Here is a 16,793-nt window from a genome sequence, read left to right on the forward strand (position 1 = left end):
ACCATCGCCTTTGACACGAATCCGATAGGCATGTGTTTAACCTTCAAGATCCTGTCACTAATCTGTCATCCGGAGTCGTTATGCGACCCCAAACCGGGCGATGTGCAAGGGCATCGGCTGGGGATCTCTCGGACAGGGGAAAATCATGATCAACTGGAATAACTTCGCTCGCGGGGCTGCTGTATCAGCCATCGCGATCACGGCGGCAGGCATTGCATCGGCACAGGTTACGACCTCGTCGATCTCTGGCTCCGTCGTTGATGAGTCCGGAGCAGCCGTTTCCGGCGCTACCGTCACCATCCTTCACGAGCCATCGGGTACGGTTTCCGTCGCTTCGACCAACGCAGCTGGCCAGTTCGCGGCTCAAAACCTCCGCGTTGGCGGCCCGTACAGCGTCACCATCACCGGTGAAGGCTTCGTTCCGGCCCGCGCTGAAGGCGTTTACGCCAACCTCGGTGAAGATACCGACCTCAACCTCTCGATCTCGCGCGCAGACGACGCTGCCGTCATGGACACGGTTGTCATCACCGGCACCGCGCTTCAGGTCGCTCAGGTCGCTACCGGCCCGTCTTCGACCTACAACCTCGCGACGCTGGAAAATCTTCCGGCGATGAACCGCGACATCAAGGATATCGTCCGTCTCGACCCGCGCGTCTATGTCGACGAAGCCTTCAACGACTCCATCAACTGCGCCGGTGCCAACCCGCGCTACAACTCGCTGACCGTCGACGGCGCACGCCTGTCCGACAATTTCGGTCTGAACTCGAACGGTTACCCGACGGAGCGCATTCCGTTCTCCTTCGACTCGATCGAACAGGTCTCTGTTGAGCTTGCTCCGTTCGACGTCGAATACGGCCAGTTCACCGCCTGTAACGTCAACGCTGTGACCAAGTCCGGCGGCAACGAATTCCACGGCGGCCTGTTCTTCGACTACACCGATGACTCGCTGACCGGCGACGAAACCGACGGCATCGCCCGCGACCTCGGCTCGTTCGAAGAGAAGCGCTACGGCTTCAACGTTGGCGGCCCGATCATCAAGGACAAGCTGTTCTTCTTCGGTTCCTACGAGAAATTCGAAGGCGCAAACATCTTCGGCTTCACGCCGGAAAGCGCTGGCATCACCCAGGCTGATTACGATCAGATCATCTCGATCGCTGAAGGCTATGGCTACGTTTCCGGCGGCCTGCCGACGTCTATCGGCGTCGAGGACGAGAAAATCTTCGCGAAGATCGACTGGAACATCAACGATGACCATCGTGCGACCTTCTCGTACAATTACAATGACGGCTTCAATCTGAGCCCGTCGGATTCCGGCTCCAGCCGTCTTTCTGACGGTAACCACTACTATGAGCGTGGCGCCAAACTGCAGAACTACTCCGGTGCTCTGTACTCCGACTGGACCGACAACCTGTCGACCGAACTGCGTGTTACCTATGTTGATCTCGACAACCGTCAGACCCCGGTTGCCGGTCTCGACAATTTCGGTGAAGTTCAGGTCGATGTGGGTGGCAGCACCGTCTACCTCGGCGCCGACGATTCCCGTCACGCCAACGAGCTGAATTACACGACCCTGAACTACAAGGCGAAAGCCGACTACACGATGGGTGACCACACCTTCACGTTCGGTGCCGAACGCGAAGAGTTCGAAGTGTTCAACCTCTTCATCCAGGAAGTTAAGGGCGAGTGGGTCTTCGGTTCGATCGCAGACTTCGCTGCAGGCGATTTCGATGACTTCCGCTACGAGAACGCTGCTGGTTCCAACGATCAGAATGATGGCGCAGCCGACTTCGGCTACGAAATCAACACGATCTACGTGCAGGACGACTGGCAGGTTACGGACAAGCTCGATGTTGTCCTCGGCCTCCGCTACGACTTCTACACGTCGGGCGACAAGCCGATGTTCAACCAGGGCTTCTTCGACGATTACGGCATCCGTAACGACGAAAACATGGACGGCCGCGACCTGCTGCAGCCGCGCTTCGGCTTCACCTATGAGTTCAATGACGACATCAGCTTCCACGGCGGTGCCGGTCTCTACTCCGGTGGTAACCCGAACGTCTGGATCTCGAACAACTACTCCAACAATGGTGTGACCCTGTTCGAATGCCGCAACCGTGGCCGGTCGTCCGACTGTGTCGGCGACGGTTCGCTGACCAACATCAACGACTTCACCTACGGTGGTGGTACCGGCAGCCCGTTCATCAACGTTCCGGATGAGTTCATTGCTGCTGTTGGCGCTGCTGAAGGCGGTGGCCCGGTCAACGCGCTCGACCCGAACTTCGAACTGCCGTCCGAATGGAAGTTCGCGCTCGGTACGGTCGTCGACTATGACAGCGGCCACCCGCTGCTGGGCGACAACTGGCGCTTCATGGCCGACATTCTGTACTCCAAGACAAACGAAGCAGCGATCGCTGTTCCGATCAGCTGGGTGCAGACGGATACCGCTCCGGACGGCCGCCCGATCTACGGCACCGGCAACACCAACGACTTCCTTCTCACCAATACCAAGGAGAAGGGTGACGCACTGGTCCTGTCCGTGGGCGTGTCCAAAGAGTACGACAACGGCATCGACTGGTCGCTGGGCTATGCCTACACCGACGCAGACGATGTGAACCCGATGACTTCGTCGGTTGCGTTCTCGAACTTCTCCAACTTCACGACGTCTGACGCTGTGAACCCGGATCTCGGCACTTCGGACTACGAGATCGCTCACCGCATCAACTTGACGGTCAACTGGGAGAAGGAATTCTTCAAAGGTCTCTACACGAAGGCATCGCTCTTCGGTACGGCCAACGAAGGTGCTCCGTACTCCTACACGTTCGGTTCGAACACCGGCATCTTCTCGCCGCTGTTCAGCAACCGCCGTGCTCTGGCCTACATCCCGACTGGCATCGCAGATCCGCTGATCTCGCCTGACTCGGATATGGGTGCTGTTGAGTCGCTCGTTGCCTTCATCAACAAGGACGAGACCCTTCAGGACGCACGTGGCAGCATCATCCGCCGCAACTCGGCTGCTGATGACTGGTGGACGAAGTTCGACCTGAAACTGACCCAGGAGCTTCCGGGCCTCCGCGCTGACGACCGCGCTGAAGCGTTCATCATTGTCGAAAACGTCGGCAACCTGCTGAACTCGGATTGGGGTATCCTTCGCGAGCACGGCTTCCCGGCGAACGCCGAGCTGTACTCGATCAGCGGCATCGACGCCCAGGGCCGTTACATCATCGACGGCTTCAACTCGAGCGCCGACCGTGACTCCATCGTGGTCAGCCCGTCGCTGTGGCAGGTCCACTTCGGTGTGAAGTACAAGTTCTAAGCCTTACGGCCTGAACTGAATTGAAATCGGGAAGGGCGGCCTCCATGTGGGGCCGCCCTTTTCCTTTATTGACAGGTGTGGCATGGCGCGCGCGATGAGTGACAACAAACCCTTCCTTCCGCCCGAATGGGCGCCGCAGGCTGCCCTCTGGTGCGGCTGGCCGCATCTTGCCGACGAATGGGGCGGCAGTCTTGAAGGCCCGCGCCAGCAGATCGCCGGATTCATCCGGGCAGCCGCCGACCATCTGCCAGTCCGTGTTGCAGCCGGATCTGCCGAAGCACTGGCCTCGGCCACCGCGGCGGTCGGCGACGTGGCGAAAGTCGTGGAGCTGCCGGCCGGGGACATCTGGCTGCGCGATACAGGCCCCATCGTTACGGGGCAGGGCGAGACGCGTGTGGCGCAGACCTTCCGCTTCAATGGATGGGGCGGCAAATACCTGATGCCCGGCGACACAGAGACGGCAGCGGCGATTGCGACCTATGAGACGCTGCCTGCCACTCCGCATGACATCGTACTGGAAGGCGGCGCCATCGATGCCGACGGCACAGGCCGCCTGCTGACCACGCGCCAGTGCCTGCTAAATCCAAACCGCAATCCGGACCTGACGGCAGACGAGATCGAGGCCCGCATCTGCGCGGCACTTGGCATCGACGAAATGATCTGGCTGGGCGATGGCCTGCTGAACGACCACACCGACGGCCATGTCGACAATATCGCCCGCTTCATCGGGCCGGGCCATGCGCTCTGCCAGATGCCGTCCGGTGACGATGACCCGAACACCGAGGTCCTGCTGGAGATCGAAGCCACGCTGCGCAATGCAGGCCTGGATGTGACGACGATTCCGTCACCCGGACTGATCCTCGGCGAGGATGGCGAGCCGATCCCGGCAAGCCATATGAATTTTACCATCACCAATGGCGCCGTGCTGGTGCCGGTCTATGAGGACCATTACAGCCTTGTGGCGCTGTCGGAGATGCGTGTCCTGTTCCCGGGCCGCAAGATCATCGGCCTGCCGGCTGGACATATCCTGGGTGGAGGCGGAAGCTTCCACTGCATGACCCGCGAAATTCCCGCCTGATCCGGAGGATCTGAAGATGAGCCGTACTCTCACTGTCGCCAGCATCCAGTTCACCCCGAGTGACGACATGCAGGACAATATCGACCGCGTGGCAGGTTTCATCCGTGAGGCCGCCGGGCAGGGCGTCGATGTCGTGCTGCCGCCCGAACTCTTCTGCGGTTATTATTTCTGCAAGACGCAGGAGGAGCATCATTTCGCGCGTGCCTTGCCCTGGCAGGACCATCCCGCCGTGGTGCAGCTGGCAGAACTCGCGGCGGAACTCGGCGTCGTCATCCCCGTCTCGATCTACGAGAAGGACGGTCCGCACTATTACAATTCGCTCGTCATGATCGATGCCGATGGCACGCCGCTGGGTATCTATCGCAAGAGCCATATTCCGGATGGCCCCGGCTACCAGGAAAAATACTATTTCCGGCCAGGCGATACGGGCTTTCGTACCTGGCAGACCATGAAGGGCAATATCGGCGTCGGCATCTGCTGGGACCAGTGGTTTCCGGAAGCAGCGCGCGCCATGGCCCTGATGGGCGCGGACGTCCTGCTGTACCCGACGGCGATCGGTGCGGAGCCACACGATGCTAGTCTCGACACCGCCGCACGTTGGCGCCGGGTGATGCAGGGCCATGCCGTTGCCAATGTCATTCCGGTCGTGGCGGCCAATCGCGTGGGCGATGAGGAAGGCCAGGTCTTCTACGGCACGAGCTTCATCACCGACCATGTCGGCGAAGTTGTCACCGATTTCGGACGCATTGAGGAAGGTGTGCTGGTTGCGAGCTTCGACCTGGACCTGGTCGATCGTGACCGTGCAGCGTGGGGCTTCTTCCGCGACCGCCGGACGGATCTTTACGACATTCTGGTCTAGGGCAGGCTTCAGCTGCCGCCGGGGACGCCGCGCGATGGCCGCTGGCTGTCGGGCGGGGTCGGATGTGACGCGCGTTCCGGCTTCGGCTTCGGCGCCTTCAATGAGGCAATCACGATCACATCGCTCGTCTCTTCGACATAGTGTTCCGCAAGTTCAGCGATCACGGTTTCGAACTCTTCGGGGCTGACGCGCCGGTCGAGGTTCGGGTCGAAGCGGACAGGATTGGCCAGCGTATCGTCGCGCGTCGGCAGGCTTTCGGCCCAATTGATCTGCTCGAATGCTGTCAGGTGACCGTCACCATTGGCGTCGGCCTTCTTGAAGGCGGCTGCGGTGCCCGCTTCCACTTCCTCACGGGTGATCCGGCCGTCTCCATCGGTGTCAAAGCTCAGGAACAGGCCGCCGCCAGCAACCAGCCGGTCAGGCGTTCCGCGGGGCTTGTGGGCTTCGGATTTGGTAAATCCCTGGCCGGGCAGGCGGACAATATCGTCATCGGCCTGCTGGGCGCTCGCCGGGGCGGCTGCAGCCATCAACAGGGCGCCAGCCAGCGCAATCGAACGGAAAATCATGGGATTTACTCCACTAACAGGCGGCCAGACTAAGCGTGTGTTGTGTTTATGCAACATATGGTTTCAGTTATATTGCGCCGGAATGGACCAGGCATTAGCACTCCGTTAACGCGCCCTTAACGCTCGAGGGGCAATTCGTTAACCGTTTCATCGGTCGTTATCGCGGCCGATTCGGGCTTTTGGATGACGCGGCATGGCACTTACAGCGGAGCAGGTTCCGATCATTATGGCCGCCGGTGCGGCAGCGCTCGGCCTTGCCGCGCTGCTTTGGGCGCTGCGGGTATCGGACGGTGCGCGCGGGGCAGCCCGCAAATACCGGGACCGGTCAGCTGAGCTGGAAACCACGCTCGCCGCCCATCGCTCGATCCTCGGCGCCCATCCGGGTGTCATTCTCGTCTGGCAGGGCGAAGCGCTCGAAGCCGAAGGCGACGACATCATCCCGCCCGAAATGTACGGGTCTCCAGTCGCGTTGGCCGGTCTGCTGAGCTTCACAGACGATGCCATCTCACCGGATCCGGCGGTTCGTATCATTGAAGGCCTCGCTGACCTCGAAGCCCGCGACAGTGCCGGCCAGGACACGACCCTCCGCATCCGCCTGCGCGAGCTGCGCGAGACGGGGCAGGCCTTCTCGCTGACCATTATCGGCCCGTCCGGCCGTTTCCTCGAAGCCGACGGCCGCACGGCTGGTGCTCGCGCTGTGGTCTGGGTTAGCGATGCGACGATCAAGGGGCTGGAAGAAAGCTCGGCCCGCGGCAAGCTGGAGGAGGCCCGCCAGGTCATTGCGCGCGATCCGACCGCCTTCCTCGACATGCTGGGCAAGGCGCCGTTCCCGGCCTGGCGCATGTCCGGCATGGGCAAGCTGCAATGGGTGAACCCCGCCTATATCGAAGCCGTCGACGGGACCAATCTCGACCGGGTGCTGGACCGCCAGCTGATGCTGGACCAGGCGACTGCCGATCAGGCTCGCAAGACGATCAGCGAAGGTATCGACATCGACGAGACGCGCCACATCACCATCAATGGTGCGCGCCGGGCGATGCGTATCCTGACTTTCCCGCTATCCGGCGGGGCAGGGGCGATGGCACTGGATGTGACCGCGCAGGAAGACGCGCGCGACGAACTGAACCGGCACGTCCGTGCCCATGATGAGACCCTGAACCATGTGGCCGATGCCGTCGCGATCTTCGGCGCCGACCGGAAGCTGACCTTCTACAACAAGGCGTTCCGCGACATGTGGGATCTCGATGAGAGCTTCCTGCTGGATCGTCCCGGCCATGGCCAACTGCTGGACCGGCTGCGCGAGCGACGCAAATTGCCGGCCCGGGCGAACTATGCCGAATGGCGCGCTGAAGAGCTCTCCTACTATCTCGACATTGACGGGGTGAAGGAAGACACCTGGTCGCTTCCGGACGAGCGGACCCTGTCGGTTACGCGTCAGCGCCACCCGATGGGCGGCCTGCTTCTTCTGTTCAAGGACATTACCGGCGAACTGGAGCTGCAGACGCGGTTCAATGCGATTGTGAAGACGCAGAGCTCCACGCTCGACAATCTCCACGAAGCCGTTGCCGTGTTCGGCGGCGACGGACGCATGAAGCTGCACAATAATGCGTTCGAGCGCCTGTGGAGCCTCAGCGAAGAGATGCTGAAGGACCATCCGGATTATGACGATGTGGTGGAGGAGTGCATTCCGCTGTTCCACGACACGGAAATCTGGGCGGCCATGAAGAGCCACATCACCGATCCCTCCGCCAAGGCGCGCCAGTCAACGACGGGTGAAATGCGCCGGTCGGACGGCTCCATCCTGACTTACCTCACCCATCCACTGCCGGACGGGAACACGCTGATCGCCTTTGCCGATGTGACAGCGACCCGCCGCGTCGAATCCGCCCTGCGCGAGCGCGCCGAAGCCTTCGAAGCCGCTGACCGCCTGAAGACGGAATTCGTCCGCAACGTCTCCTACCAGTTGCGTTCACCACTCACGGTTATCTTTGGCTATGCAGAGCTGCTGGAGACCCAGCGCAATGGCGACCTGACCGAGCGCCAGAAGGATTATGTCAGCGCCATCCTGTCTGCTTCGGATCACCTGTCCAAGCTGATCGAGAACATCCTCGATCTCGCCATGATCGAAGCCGGCCGCATGGATCTCGACCTCGAAGATGTCGATCTGGCTGGCGTGATCGATGAAAGCATCGAGATGGTTGTCTCGAAGGCCGAGGATACGCAGATCGCGGTCCGGTCTGAGATCGAAGGCAAGCTGGGCATGATCCGGGCCGACGAGCGGCGCATCCGCCAGATCCTGTTCAACCTGATTTCCAACTCGCTGCGCTTCACCGATTCCGGCGGCGAGATTGTCATCTCGGCCCAGCGCATGGGTGACATGGTGACCTTCTCTGTCCGCGACAATGGCCGAGGCCTTGAGGCGGACAAGCGTGCGACGAGCTTCGACAGCTTCGTCTCAGGCGACCAGCGCGGCGCGGGGCTGGGCCTTGCGCTGGTGAAGCATTTTGTCGACCTGCACGGCGGCACCGTCGGCATGAAGCCGGTCGATGGCGGCGGACTGGAAGTCACCTGCTGGCTACCGGCACAAGCCATGCGCGCCGTGAGTGCACAGCGCGAACTGCTTCTGTCGGAGAATGTTGTTCCGTCCTGAAACGGAATGGCCCGCGCAGCCTAGTGCGTCTCAGTTGCCGTCTTGCTGGCGCGCTCCGGATCCTGGCCGCGCGTTTCCGCAACCATCCGGACCGGAACTTCCGGCGCTGCATCATAGCGGATGATCGCAGGCTTGGAGACCAGCAGGTCTGATCCGTCTTTGTCCGTCACCACAACGGTTTCCATGACCGCCGGGGCCTCTTCGCCTTTCGGCAGGAAGTCAGCTTCCAGACGGCCGCGCAGCTGGCCACCTTCAGCAGCAAGAACGGGCAGGGCAACGCTGGCAGCGGCGAGCGAGACGGCGACATAACGAATGGCGGACATGAGACAACTCCCGGGCAAATCCAAAACTCGCCCCGGGAGATGCATGTTTTGTGCCAAAAACGCCTATTTGGCGAATTTCAGCAGGAACCGGTCAGTCTTGCGCCGGACGGCCGGGTCGAACACCTGCACGGTGCCGTCATCGTCCGGGTTGGCCAGCACGTCGCTTTCATCCACCAGCGTCAGGCCGTGATTTTCAGCCAGTGCGATGATGACAGCCTTGTCGATCCTGTGCGTATCGCCGCCGGTTGTCGGCGGTGAGCCGGCTGGTGCCATGTGGTCCAGCACGACCAGATGGCCGCCCGGCTTCAGCACACGGGCAATCTCGTCGAACGTCATGTCGGGATCTCCGAGCACGCCCTCCGGTTCGTCTTTCGGCGTGTACCAGAGCTCATGCGGGCCGAGGAACCAGGTCACGATATCTGCGTCTGCGTCCGGCACATTGGACAGGTTGTCGAAGGCGCTCTCCACGATCTGAACATTCAGCAGCCGGCCATCGACCCGTTTTGAGACGGAGTCGCCGAGGAAAGCTTTGAAGGATGGCGGGTTCTGCATGTAGACCTTGCCGTCTGGCCCCGCGACCCGGGAGAGCAGCTCTGTATAGAAGCCATCTCCGGCTTCCATCTCCACAACGGTCATGCCGGGCATGATGCCCGCAAAGGCGAGTACTTCGGCGGATTTCCGCACCGGGTACAATTCATAGTCCTGTTCCGGACGGTCGTCCTGTCCGAAGACACTTTCATAGTCGAAGCCGCCCGGCGAAACCTTGGGCGCAGGGGCGTCGTCTGCTTCCGGCGCGACTGGGGCGGCCACAGGGGCTTCCGGAGCGGGTTCTGCGGCGGGTGTGGCGCATGCAGCCAGCAGGGCACCGGCCAGGCTGAGTAGTGCAATCTGTTTCATTTATCAGTCCTCCTCAGGACGGTCCGTTATCGGATCAGGCTTCGGTCAGCATTTTCTCACTCATTTCCCACAGGCGTTCTGCCCGTTCGTCATCACAGGCCCATGGACGAACATGTTCCCAGCGTTCGCTCGATTCCGTGGCCAGCTGCGCGATATCGCAATCCTCGCAATAGACGCCGCCGCGATCGGCCAGCTGGGGCGACGTCGCCGCCCAGACGGTTGTTGAGGCGCCCTGTTCGGGTGTCTTGAACCGTTCCAGCACCATGGGTGGAATGGACCCGTCCGGCGCCTTCCAGCCGAGCGCGACCATTTCCTCTTCCGGCAGGTGGCGCTGCAGTGGCGTAAAGATCCCGCCGGGATGGACAGAGAAGGCGCGGATGCCGATATCCCGGCCGCGCCGGTCTACGCCGAGGGCAAACAGGGCGTCGGCGGTCTTGGCCTGTCCGTAGGCCTCCCATTTGTCGTAAGCGCGCTCGGTGTAGTTCGGATCGTCCCAGATGATGTCCGACCGGGCATGGCCGATCGACGATAAGGCAACGAGACGAGAATTTTCCGTACGCTGCATGGCTGGGGCGAGGGCGAGGCTCATCGCCATGTGCCCGAGATGGTTGATACCGAACTGGCTTTCCCAGCCGGGGCCGACCCGTTCCAGCGGGCAGGCCATGATGCCGGCATTGTTGATCAGGATGTCGAGGCCCCGTCCGGTCTCGTCATATTCGCGGGTGAATTTCTCGACGCTGGCAAGATCAGCGAGGTCCATGGCAGCGATCTCGATGTCGCCAGCCACATCCGCCAGTGCGGCTTCGGCCGTATCGAGCCGCCGGGCCGGGACGGTGACCCATGCGCCCGCCGAGGCGAGGGCTCGCACCGTTTCCAGTCCGATGCCGGAATAACCGCCGGTCACAATGGCATTCTTGCCGGACAGGTCGATTCCCTCGATCACTTCGGCGGCGGTGGACTTGTCGTGGAATCCCGATCCGATCGGGGCCTGGTCTTCTGCAGCCATCCGGATATCTCCCTTTTCTCCGACCGTGCGTTGAGCGGCGGATACTGCCCCGCAGGTGTGGAAGCGACAAGTGCGGGTTAAGAAAGCTTAAGCTGGCAAAGCCTTGGTGACGCCCTGATCCGGTCCCTATATCAGAGACGGAACAATGACTTAGGAAGGGCAGACCCCCATGATACGCTCCCCTCTGATTGCAGCGGCGCTGACCTGTTGCGCCATCGCCTTGCCGGCCGCGGCCCAGTATGGCCGGGTCGAGAAATCCCAGGCCGAGATCGCGCTCGAAAACGCCAAGGAGACGTTCGCCACACAGCGTGCCGCGCGTCAGGAAGCCAACACGGCCTGTGCCGCGCGGGACTATGATGCCTGTGTGAAGGCGGGCGACTCCTATCGCAAAGGGACCGGCGGTACGCAGGACTACGGCCTGGCCATCAAGGCGTACGAGCGGGCCTGCAATGGCGACAATGGGAAGGGATGTTCCTCGCTGGCCTACCTCACCATGCTGGGACGCGGCATGGACGCCAATCCGGTGAAGGCCCGCAGCCTTTACAAGCAGTCCTGTGACCTCGGCGAAGTCAGCGGCTGTGCCGGTTATGGCAACATGCTGTTCACTGGCACGGGCGGAGCCAAGAATGTGCCCGAAGGTACGCGTGTGCTGCAGGAGTCCTGCAACCGTGACTATGAATGGGCGTGCGACCGGTTGGACGAGCTGGGCGCGTACGATCCCGATTCCGTTGCTTATGAACGCCTGAAAGACATGCGCGGCGGCTGAGGCGCTGCGCGGCCTTGTGCTTAGCTGCGGCTGGTTGCCGGGCCGGATGACAGGAACGAAGCCGGCGGTGACATGGGCGCTGCCGCACGCGTTTCCGTGACAGGCGGGACAGTCGGCGCAGCAGGTTGCGAGACTGCGGCGACCGGCTCCTTGATGCCTGCCGGCGCTGGAACTTGTTGAGGCTCAGGTGGGCCCAAACGATCCGGAAGGTCTGCCGCGATCAGCAGGTTCGCCGTCAGCATGGCGCCTTCATCAACGCGGACGGAACGTGCGGCGACATCGCCGCCAACATTTGCGCCCGACCAGATCTCGATCGACTGGTGTGCCAGGACCGTGCCTTCCAGTTCCCCGTGCACGATGATCACCGGCGCTTGGATCCGGCCTTCGACGCGTCCGCCACGTTCGATGATCAGCATGCTTTCGCAGCGGATGTTGCCTTTGATCAGGCCCGCCACGACCAGCTGTGTAGTGAAGTGAAGATCGCCTTCGAGGCGCGTTCCCTCAAGGATCAGGTTTGCCGGTTCTCCGCCGCGCATTTTATCTGCAGGTGCCATGGAGGTTTGAACCCTTCTCTAGTCTATCAGCGCGTCTATGCATGGATCATGCCCGGATAGCGGAATCTGTTGATTCCATGGGGGGGTTGGTGTCCGCTCGCCAGCGGATCGGGCACTTGCCCCGATTTGGCCCCGCACGGGCCTCAGGTCTGCCGGGGCGGGGGAGTTGGATCGGAATATGCGTATCACGGGCCTGATTGCGACGGTTTTTCTGGCACTGGCGGCCTGTTCCCGGCCGGCCATGCCTGCGCCGGAAGCCACGCCCGATGGGCCATTTGCACCGGGCAATGAAGGCATTGACCTTTCCCATCACAATGGCCGGGTAAACTGGGAGGCGCTCGGCAGTGCGCCCATCGATTTCGTGTACCTGAAGGCCACCGAGGGGCGGGACTGGAAGGATACCCGGTTCCAGGAAAACTGGCTGGAGGCGAGCCAGCGGGGCTGGCATGTCGGCGCCTATCATTTTTACCTGCTTTGCCGGAACGGGGCCGCGCAGGCGGCGAATTTCATCCAGTCAGTGGAAGTACGTGACGGCACACTGCCGCCGGCCGTGGACCTTGAATACGCACACAATTGTACGCCGGACGGCCCGATGGAGGCCGTACTGGCCGAGATCGAGGATTTCCTGAATGCGCTGGAGGCGGAATATGGCGTCCCGCCTGTGCTCTACACGACGCCCGAATTTCACCGCGATTGGCTGGAAGGCCGCTTTCCCGCGAACCCGGTCTGGATGCGCAGCCTGTCCGGCCCGCCGGAGGGCGAAGTGCTCATCTGGCAATATTCGATGAAAGGCCGCGTGCCGGGGGTCGAGGGGTTTGTCGATCTCAACCGTATTCCGGCAGGCGATTAGAGCTCCAGGTCCCGCGCGAGCCGTGTGAGGCCTTCTTCCGGCGTGATCCGGGGCTGCAGCGTAGCCGGGATTTCGGCCGGGTCCACAGCCGCCTTGTCGAGATCGACCCGGGCGAGCTGCGCCGGGCTGAGCGGCAGCTTCAGGCCGAGACCGGACAGGAGAGAGACCAGCGCACGTATGGGGCCGAGCGGGACGGGAATATCGATCCCGGCATGGCCCGATGCCTGGCGCGCGGTCGTGATCAGGTCCCGGTGCGGCAGGGTTTGCGGGCCGCCAACAGCAAGAAGACCGGCTGCCTTCCATTCATTCGACACCAGCGCTGCCGCCAGCCGGGAAAGGTCTTCGACATGGATCGGTTGCTGGCTGGCTTTGCCTGACCCGAGACGCGGAAACACAGGCAGGCGGGCCAGCAGTTTCAGCAGGCGCGACAGGTTCCCATCGCCCGGATAGCCATAGATCATGGTTGGCCGCAGGATCGCCCAGCCGGGCGCGCCGTCCTGCACATCGGTCTCTGCCGCACGCAGCCGGTCATAAACCGGATCAGCCCCGACGATGGCGACATTGTTGGATGAGAAGACAACGCCCCGCTCCACGCCGCCTTCGCAGAAGGCCTGCGCCGCCGGAGCAGAGATCGACAGGATCGGGGTCAGCACCACACCGCGGACTTCCGGGGCAAGCGCGCGGACGGCGGCAAGGTCTGACAGGTCGAGTGGGGCGAGTTCGATACCGGCGACATGCAGCCGGGCGTCAAGCTCTGCATCGGGATGGCGCCGTGTCGCGACGACCTTCAGCCCGCGGGCAGCAAGGTCCAGCGCGATCAATGCCCCCAGCGGGCGGTTCGCTCCGGCGACGAGAAAGGGGCCAGTTGAGGTCACGCCTCCGCTCTATCAGCGTTCGAGCGGAGGCGCGAGAGTGAGTTAGTTGCGGGACTTGTCGACCAGGCGGTCGTTCTGGGCCCAGTGCATCATGCCGCGCAGTTTTTCGCCGACTTCTTCGATCGGGTGGCTGTTCATGCGCTGGCGCATGGCGTTGAAGCCCGGCGCGCCGGCCTGGTTTTCCAGCACCCAGTTGCGCGCGAACGTGCCGTTCTGGATGTCTTCCAGGACCTTTTTCATGTTCGCCTTGGCATCCGAGTTCACGACGCGGGGGCCGGAAACGTATTCGCCATACTCGGCTGTATTGGAGATCGAGTAGTTCATGTTGGCGATGCCGCCTTCATAGATCAGGTCGACAATCAGCTTGGTCTCGTGAAGGCACTCGAAATAGGCCATTTCCGGCGCGTATCCGGCTTCGACCAGCGTTTCGTAGCCAGCCTTGATCAGCTCGACGATGCCGCCGCAAAGCACGGCCTGTTCGCCGAAGAGGTCGGTTTCGGTCTCTTCACGGAAGCTCGTCTCAATGACGCCGGCGCGGGTGTTGCCGATGGCTTTGGAATAGGAGAGGGCGACAGCCTGGGCTGTGCCCGTGGCGTCCTGGTGGATGGCAATCAGGCCCGGCAGGCCGAAGCCCATCTGGTATTGTGCGCGCAGCGTGTGGCCGGGACCTTTCGGGGCCGACAGGGACACGTCAACATCGGCGCGCGGGCGGATCAGGTTGTAGTGCACGTTGAAGCCGTGGCCGAACATGATGTGCTGGCCGGCACGCAGGTGCGGCTCGATCTCGTTGGCGTAAAGCACAGCCTGCTTTTCGTCCGGCACGAGGATCATGAGCACGTCTGCCCACTGGGCGGCTTCTGCCGGGGTGACGACTTCAAGGCCTTCGGCCTGTGCCTTCTTGCGGCTGGCGGACCCTTCCTGAAGGGCGACCTTGACCTGCTTTACACCGCTGTCGCGCATGTTCAGCACGTGGGCGTGGCCCTGGCTGCCATAGCCGACAACGGCCACTTTCTTGCTCTGGATGAGGGCGAGGTCTGCGTCCTGCTCGTAATAAACTTTCATGGGCTTCCGTTCGGCTCCGTCGGGGGTTGTTCTGGATAGGGGTTAGGCGGTCAGGGGGCGTTGCAGTCCCAGCCGTCGCTGACATTGGCGACGCCAATGATCAATTCGTTGAGTTTCGCCACATCGTCGCTCTGGCGGATGTGGCGGGAGAAATCGCGTGTCCCGTTCGCGGTCTGCACGCGGCTGACCACGTCGTGGGAGTCGAGCAAGAGAACAGACCGGTGCGATCCGTCCGGATTGACCACGACTTCCATCCGCTCGGCATAGCCGGGCAGGTCGGGCGAGGCGGCCTTCAGCAGGCCAAGGGAAACCTCGGATGCGGCCTCATCCGGCATCAGCGTGTGCAGGTGGCAGACCGGCACATTGTCGGGATCGTCCATGTCCGCCGGGACGGAGCGGGCGTCGAGGATCATCGCGCCCTGCACGTCACTGACGGCATATACGTAGACCGCCCCGCTCAGCGAAACCGCGAGGTCAACGACCTGCACCAGCGGATTACTGACCGGTCCGAAAATCGCGTTCGCCCGGCTCTGGAAGATGGCGGCGCGGTCGACATCGCATGTCAGCTGCGCCTCGCCGGCCTCATCGGCCACAGCGAGGGCGACGCCCGCGATGCGCGGCTGGCAGCTGTCCGGCACCGGCACTTCGGCGAGGGCAGGCGCCGTAAAACAGGCCGCCAGGAAAGGGAGGGCGAAGAGACGTCTCATCCCTTCTCCTTACCACGCTTGATGGAGAGAACGCCCGTACGGCTCACCTCGACGAGGCCGAGCGGCGTCATCAGGTCCACGAACTGGCTGATTTTATCCGACGCGCCGGTGATCTCGAAAATGAAGCTCTCATTCGTTGTATCGATCACATTCGCCCGGAAAATCTGGGCAATCCGCAGCGCTTCGACGCGCTTTTCGCCGGTGCCGGCCACTTTCACGAGGGCCAGTTCGCGCTCGATCCCGCGCTTCGACTTGGTGATGTCCACGACTTCGCCGACCGGCACGAGACGCATCAGATGCGCTTCGATCTGTTCCAGGATATGCGGCGTGCCCTGGGTGACGATGGTGATGCGCGACTGGTGGCTGGAGGAATCCACCTCCGCGACCGTCAGGCTGTCGATATTGTAGCCACGGCCGGAGAACAGGCCGACGACACGGGCCAGCACGCCCGGCTCGTTGTCCACCAGCACGGCCAGCGTGCGGCGCTCGACGGCTTCATCCTCGTGATTGAGGAAGTAAGCGGATTTCGGCCCGTTTGGGGCGGGCGTTCCGGATCCGTCGCTCATTGTACAGTCTCCGGCTGTTCTGGGTGGCGGTTTGAGTTGTCGATGGAGACCCCGGGACGCCGAGTCAAGAGCAGCTGCCTGAGGGACTGAGCGCGTTCGATCGCCTGCTTCTGGTGGGTGCGGGTCTGTCCGTCATACCGTCCGACGACCTGGTTCAACCGGCGCGGGTCGAGATGGGCCTGCAGTTCCGAGACAACGAGGCGGCGGCAGTCGTCAATGAAGTCGGCGCTGTTGTCGCCCGTCGGACCGCCATCGCGGGTGAGGGCTGAAATTTCACAATGAACCCAGACGATTGCGTCCAGGATTGGCGGACGGGAGCCCCGATAGGCGCCATCCTTTTCCGTGCCCTTTTTTTGCTCGTCCAGATTGGGGAAGAACATGCGGCCCCGGTCGATCAGTGCGGTCAGGTTCACCAGCGTTGCCGCTTTGGCCGACTGGAAGGAGCCTTCATTGCCGTGCAGGTGGCGGGTGCGGGCGAGCATGGCCGCCCGTGCCATCGTGTCGATGGCGGCGCTGCCCCAGTCCAGGCTGGAACTGTCGATCGTCTGGCGGAGCTGCTCGGTGCGCAACTGGCGCTGCTTGCGGGTTTCGGCGCGGCTGGCGAGGGCACCGATCACGGCGGCAATGGCGGACAGTACCGTAACCACCGTCCCGACATTGTCGGTCAGCATCTGCCAGATATTGTCTGTGGCCATCACCATCCCCTGAAGCGTCGCCGGTT

Annotated in this window: 16 protein-coding genes; 6 read left to right on the top strand and 10 right to left on the bottom strand. The window is 62.4% G+C overall.

The features are described from left to right. The first annotated feature begins 145 nt into the window (after positions 1-145). The 3 genes from HY17_RS02370 (at position 146) to aguB (ending at position 5,250) form a co-directional block, all read left to right on the top strand. The gene (locus HY17_RS02370; protein WP_034761784.1) at positions 146-3,313 is read left to right on the top strand and encodes a TonB-dependent receptor; all 3,168 of its coding nucleotides are present in this window, start codon (positions 146-148) and stop codon (positions 3,311-3,313) included. 94 nt (positions 3,314-3,407) lie between these two features. After that, the gene (locus tag HY17_RS02375) at positions 3,408-4,391 is read left to right on the top strand and encodes an agmatine deiminase family protein (RefSeq protein WP_034762501.1); all 984 of its coding nucleotides are present in this window, start codon (positions 3,408-3,410) and stop codon (positions 4,389-4,391) included. Positions 4,392-4,407: 16 nt separating this feature from the next. Continuing rightward, positions 4,408-5,250 (top strand): N-carbamoylputrescine amidase, encoded by an 843-nt coding sequence (gene aguB / locus HY17_RS02380; RefSeq protein WP_034761786.1) that lies wholly within the window; start codon positions 4,408-4,410, stop codon positions 5,248-5,250. A gap of 8 nt (positions 5,251-5,258) precedes the next feature. Here aguB and HY17_RS02385 read toward each other — a convergent pair whose 3' ends face one another. Then, positions 5,259-5,816, bottom strand: a complete 558-nt coding sequence (locus HY17_RS02385; protein WP_034761788.1) for an EF-hand domain-containing protein — start codon at positions 5,814-5,816, stop codon at positions 5,259-5,261. A 193-nt stretch (positions 5,817-6,009) separates the two neighbouring features. Between HY17_RS02385 and HY17_RS02390 the strand changes: the two genes are divergently transcribed. After that, entirely contained in the window at positions 6,010-8,466 is a 2,457-nt protein-coding gene (locus HY17_RS02390; protein ID WP_034761790.1) for a PAS domain-containing sensor histidine kinase, read from the top strand. A gap of 20 nt (positions 8,467-8,486) precedes the next feature. Here the strand turns inward: HY17_RS02390 and HY17_RS02395 are convergent, their stop codons facing one another. The 3 genes from HY17_RS02395 to HY17_RS02405 all read right to left on the bottom strand — a co-directional run bounded on the left by HY17_RS02395 (position 8,487) and on the right by HY17_RS02405 (position 10,692). After that, positions 8,487-8,789: a hypothetical protein gene (locus HY17_RS02395; protein WP_034761792.1), complete on the bottom strand. Its 303-nt coding sequence runs from the start codon at positions 8,787-8,789 to the stop codon at positions 8,487-8,489. Positions 8,790-8,852: 63 nt separating this feature from the next. Continuing rightward, complete coding sequence (locus HY17_RS02400) at positions 8,853-9,686, bottom strand: class I SAM-dependent methyltransferase (protein ID WP_051599546.1); 834 nt, start codon at positions 9,684-9,686, stop codon at positions 8,853-8,855. 34 nt (positions 9,687-9,720) lie between these two features. Next, positions 9,721-10,692 (bottom strand): oxidoreductase, encoded by a 972-nt coding sequence (locus HY17_RS02405; RefSeq protein WP_034761794.1) that lies wholly within the window; start codon positions 10,690-10,692, stop codon positions 9,721-9,723. Positions 10,693-10,861: 169 nt separating this feature from the next. Between HY17_RS02405 and HY17_RS02410 the strand changes: the two genes are divergently transcribed. Next, positions 10,862-11,458 carry a tetratricopeptide repeat protein gene (locus HY17_RS02410; RefSeq protein ID WP_034761795.1) on the top strand — a complete coding sequence of 199 codons (597 nt, stop codon included), beginning with the start codon at positions 10,862-10,864 and terminating at the stop codon, positions 11,456-11,458. A 20-nt stretch (positions 11,459-11,478) separates the two neighbouring features. Here HY17_RS02410 and HY17_RS02415 read toward each other — a convergent pair whose 3' ends face one another. Then, positions 11,479-12,012, bottom strand: coding sequence for a polymer-forming cytoskeletal protein (locus HY17_RS02415; protein ID WP_081812924.1), 534 nt, complete (start codon positions 12,010-12,012; stop codon positions 11,479-11,481). A 178-nt stretch (positions 12,013-12,190) separates the two neighbouring features. Here HY17_RS02415 and HY17_RS02420 point away from each other — a divergent pair, with 178 nt between their 5' ends. After that, a complete protein-coding gene (locus tag HY17_RS02420; protein WP_051599547.1) occupies positions 12,191-12,862 on the top strand; it encodes a GH25 family lysozyme in 672 nt (223 codons plus the stop codon). Here HY17_RS02420 and HY17_RS19115 read toward each other — a convergent pair. The 5 genes from HY17_RS19115 to HY17_RS02445 are packed head-to-tail and all read right to left on the bottom strand — an operon-like array spanning position 12,859 to position 16,767. After that, positions 12,859-13,737 carry a hypothetical protein gene (locus tag HY17_RS19115; protein WP_139068990.1) on the bottom strand — a complete coding sequence of 293 codons (879 nt, stop codon included), beginning with the start codon at positions 13,735-13,737 and terminating at the stop codon, positions 12,859-12,861. The two genes, HY17_RS02420 and HY17_RS19115, sit on opposite strands and share 4 nt — an antisense overlap. A gap of 42 nt (positions 13,738-13,779) precedes the next feature. Further along, entirely contained in the window at positions 13,780-14,799 is a 1,020-nt protein-coding gene (gene ilvC, locus HY17_RS02430) for a ketol-acid reductoisomerase (RefSeq protein WP_034761802.1), read from the bottom strand. Positions 14,800-14,849: 50 nt separating this feature from the next. Continuing rightward, entirely contained in the window at positions 14,850-15,506 is a 657-nt protein-coding gene (locus HY17_RS02435; protein ID WP_034761804.1) for a hypothetical protein, read from the bottom strand. Beyond that, complete coding sequence (gene ilvN, locus HY17_RS02440; RefSeq protein WP_034761807.1) at positions 15,503-16,072, bottom strand: acetolactate synthase small subunit; 570 nt, start codon at positions 16,070-16,072, stop codon at positions 15,503-15,505. Before ilvN ends, HY17_RS02435 begins: the two co-directional genes overlap by 4 nt. Then, positions 16,069-16,767, bottom strand: coding sequence for a hypothetical protein (locus HY17_RS02445; protein ID WP_139068991.1), 699 nt, complete (start codon positions 16,765-16,767; stop codon positions 16,069-16,071). The genes ilvN and HY17_RS02445 overlap by 4 nt, the downstream gene beginning before the upstream one ends. Positions 16,768-16,793 lie beyond the last annotated feature (26 nt).

This window comes from Hyphomonas sp. CY54-11-8, assembly GCF_000682735.1.
Classification (GTDB): Bacteria; Pseudomonadota; Alphaproteobacteria; order Caulobacterales; family Hyphomonadaceae; genus Hyphomonas.

Excerpts from the sequence above, each read along its gene's own strand:
- HY17_RS02370 (WP_034761784.1), top strand. The coding sequence starts at position 146 with ATGATCAACTGGAATAACTTCGCTCGCGGGGCTGCTGTATCAGCCATC.
- HY17_RS02375 (WP_034762501.1), top strand. The coding sequence starts at position 3,408 with ATGAGTGACAACAAACCCTTCCTTCCGCCCGAATGGGCGCCGCAGGCT.
- aguB (WP_034761786.1), top strand. The coding sequence starts at position 4,408 with ATGAGCCGTACTCTCACTGTCGCCAGCATCCAGTTCACCCCGAGTGAC.
- HY17_RS02385 (WP_034761788.1), bottom strand. The coding sequence starts at position 5,816 with ATGATTTTCCGTTCGATTGCGCTGGCTGGCGCCCTGTTGATGGCTGCA.
- HY17_RS02390 (WP_034761790.1), top strand. The coding sequence starts at position 6,010 with ATGGCACTTACAGCGGAGCAGGTTCCGATCATTATGGCCGCCGGTGCG.
- HY17_RS02395 (WP_034761792.1), bottom strand. The coding sequence starts at position 8,789 with ATGTCCGCCATTCGTTATGTCGCCGTCTCGCTCGCCGCTGCCAGCGTT.
- HY17_RS02400 (WP_051599546.1), bottom strand. The coding sequence starts at position 9,686 with ATGAAACAGATTGCACTACTCAGCCTGGCCGGTGCCCTGCTGGCTGCA.
- HY17_RS02405 (WP_034761794.1), bottom strand. The coding sequence starts at position 10,692 with ATGGCTGCAGAAGACCAGGCCCCGATCGGATCGGGATTCCACGACAAG.
- HY17_RS02410 (WP_034761795.1), top strand. The coding sequence starts at position 10,862 with ATGATACGCTCCCCTCTGATTGCAGCGGCGCTGACCTGTTGCGCCATC.
- HY17_RS02415 (WP_081812924.1), bottom strand. The coding sequence starts at position 12,012 with ATGGCACCTGCAGATAAAATGCGCGGCGGAGAACCGGCAAACCTGATC.
- HY17_RS02420 (WP_051599547.1), top strand. The coding sequence starts at position 12,191 with ATGCGTATCACGGGCCTGATTGCGACGGTTTTTCTGGCACTGGCGGCC.
- ilvC (WP_034761802.1), bottom strand. The coding sequence starts at position 14,799 with ATGAAAGTTTATTACGAGCAGGACGCAGACCTCGCCCTCATCCAGAGC.
- HY17_RS02435 (WP_034761804.1), bottom strand. The coding sequence starts at position 15,506 with ATGAGACGTCTCTTCGCCCTCCCTTTCCTGGCGGCCTGTTTTACGGCG.
- ilvN (WP_034761807.1), bottom strand. The coding sequence starts at position 16,072 with ATGAGCGACGGATCCGGAACGCCCGCCCCAAACGGGCCGAAATCCGCT.
- HY17_RS02445 (WP_139068991.1), bottom strand. The coding sequence starts at position 16,767 with ATGGCCACAGACAATATCTGGCAGATGCTGACCGACAATGTCGGGACG.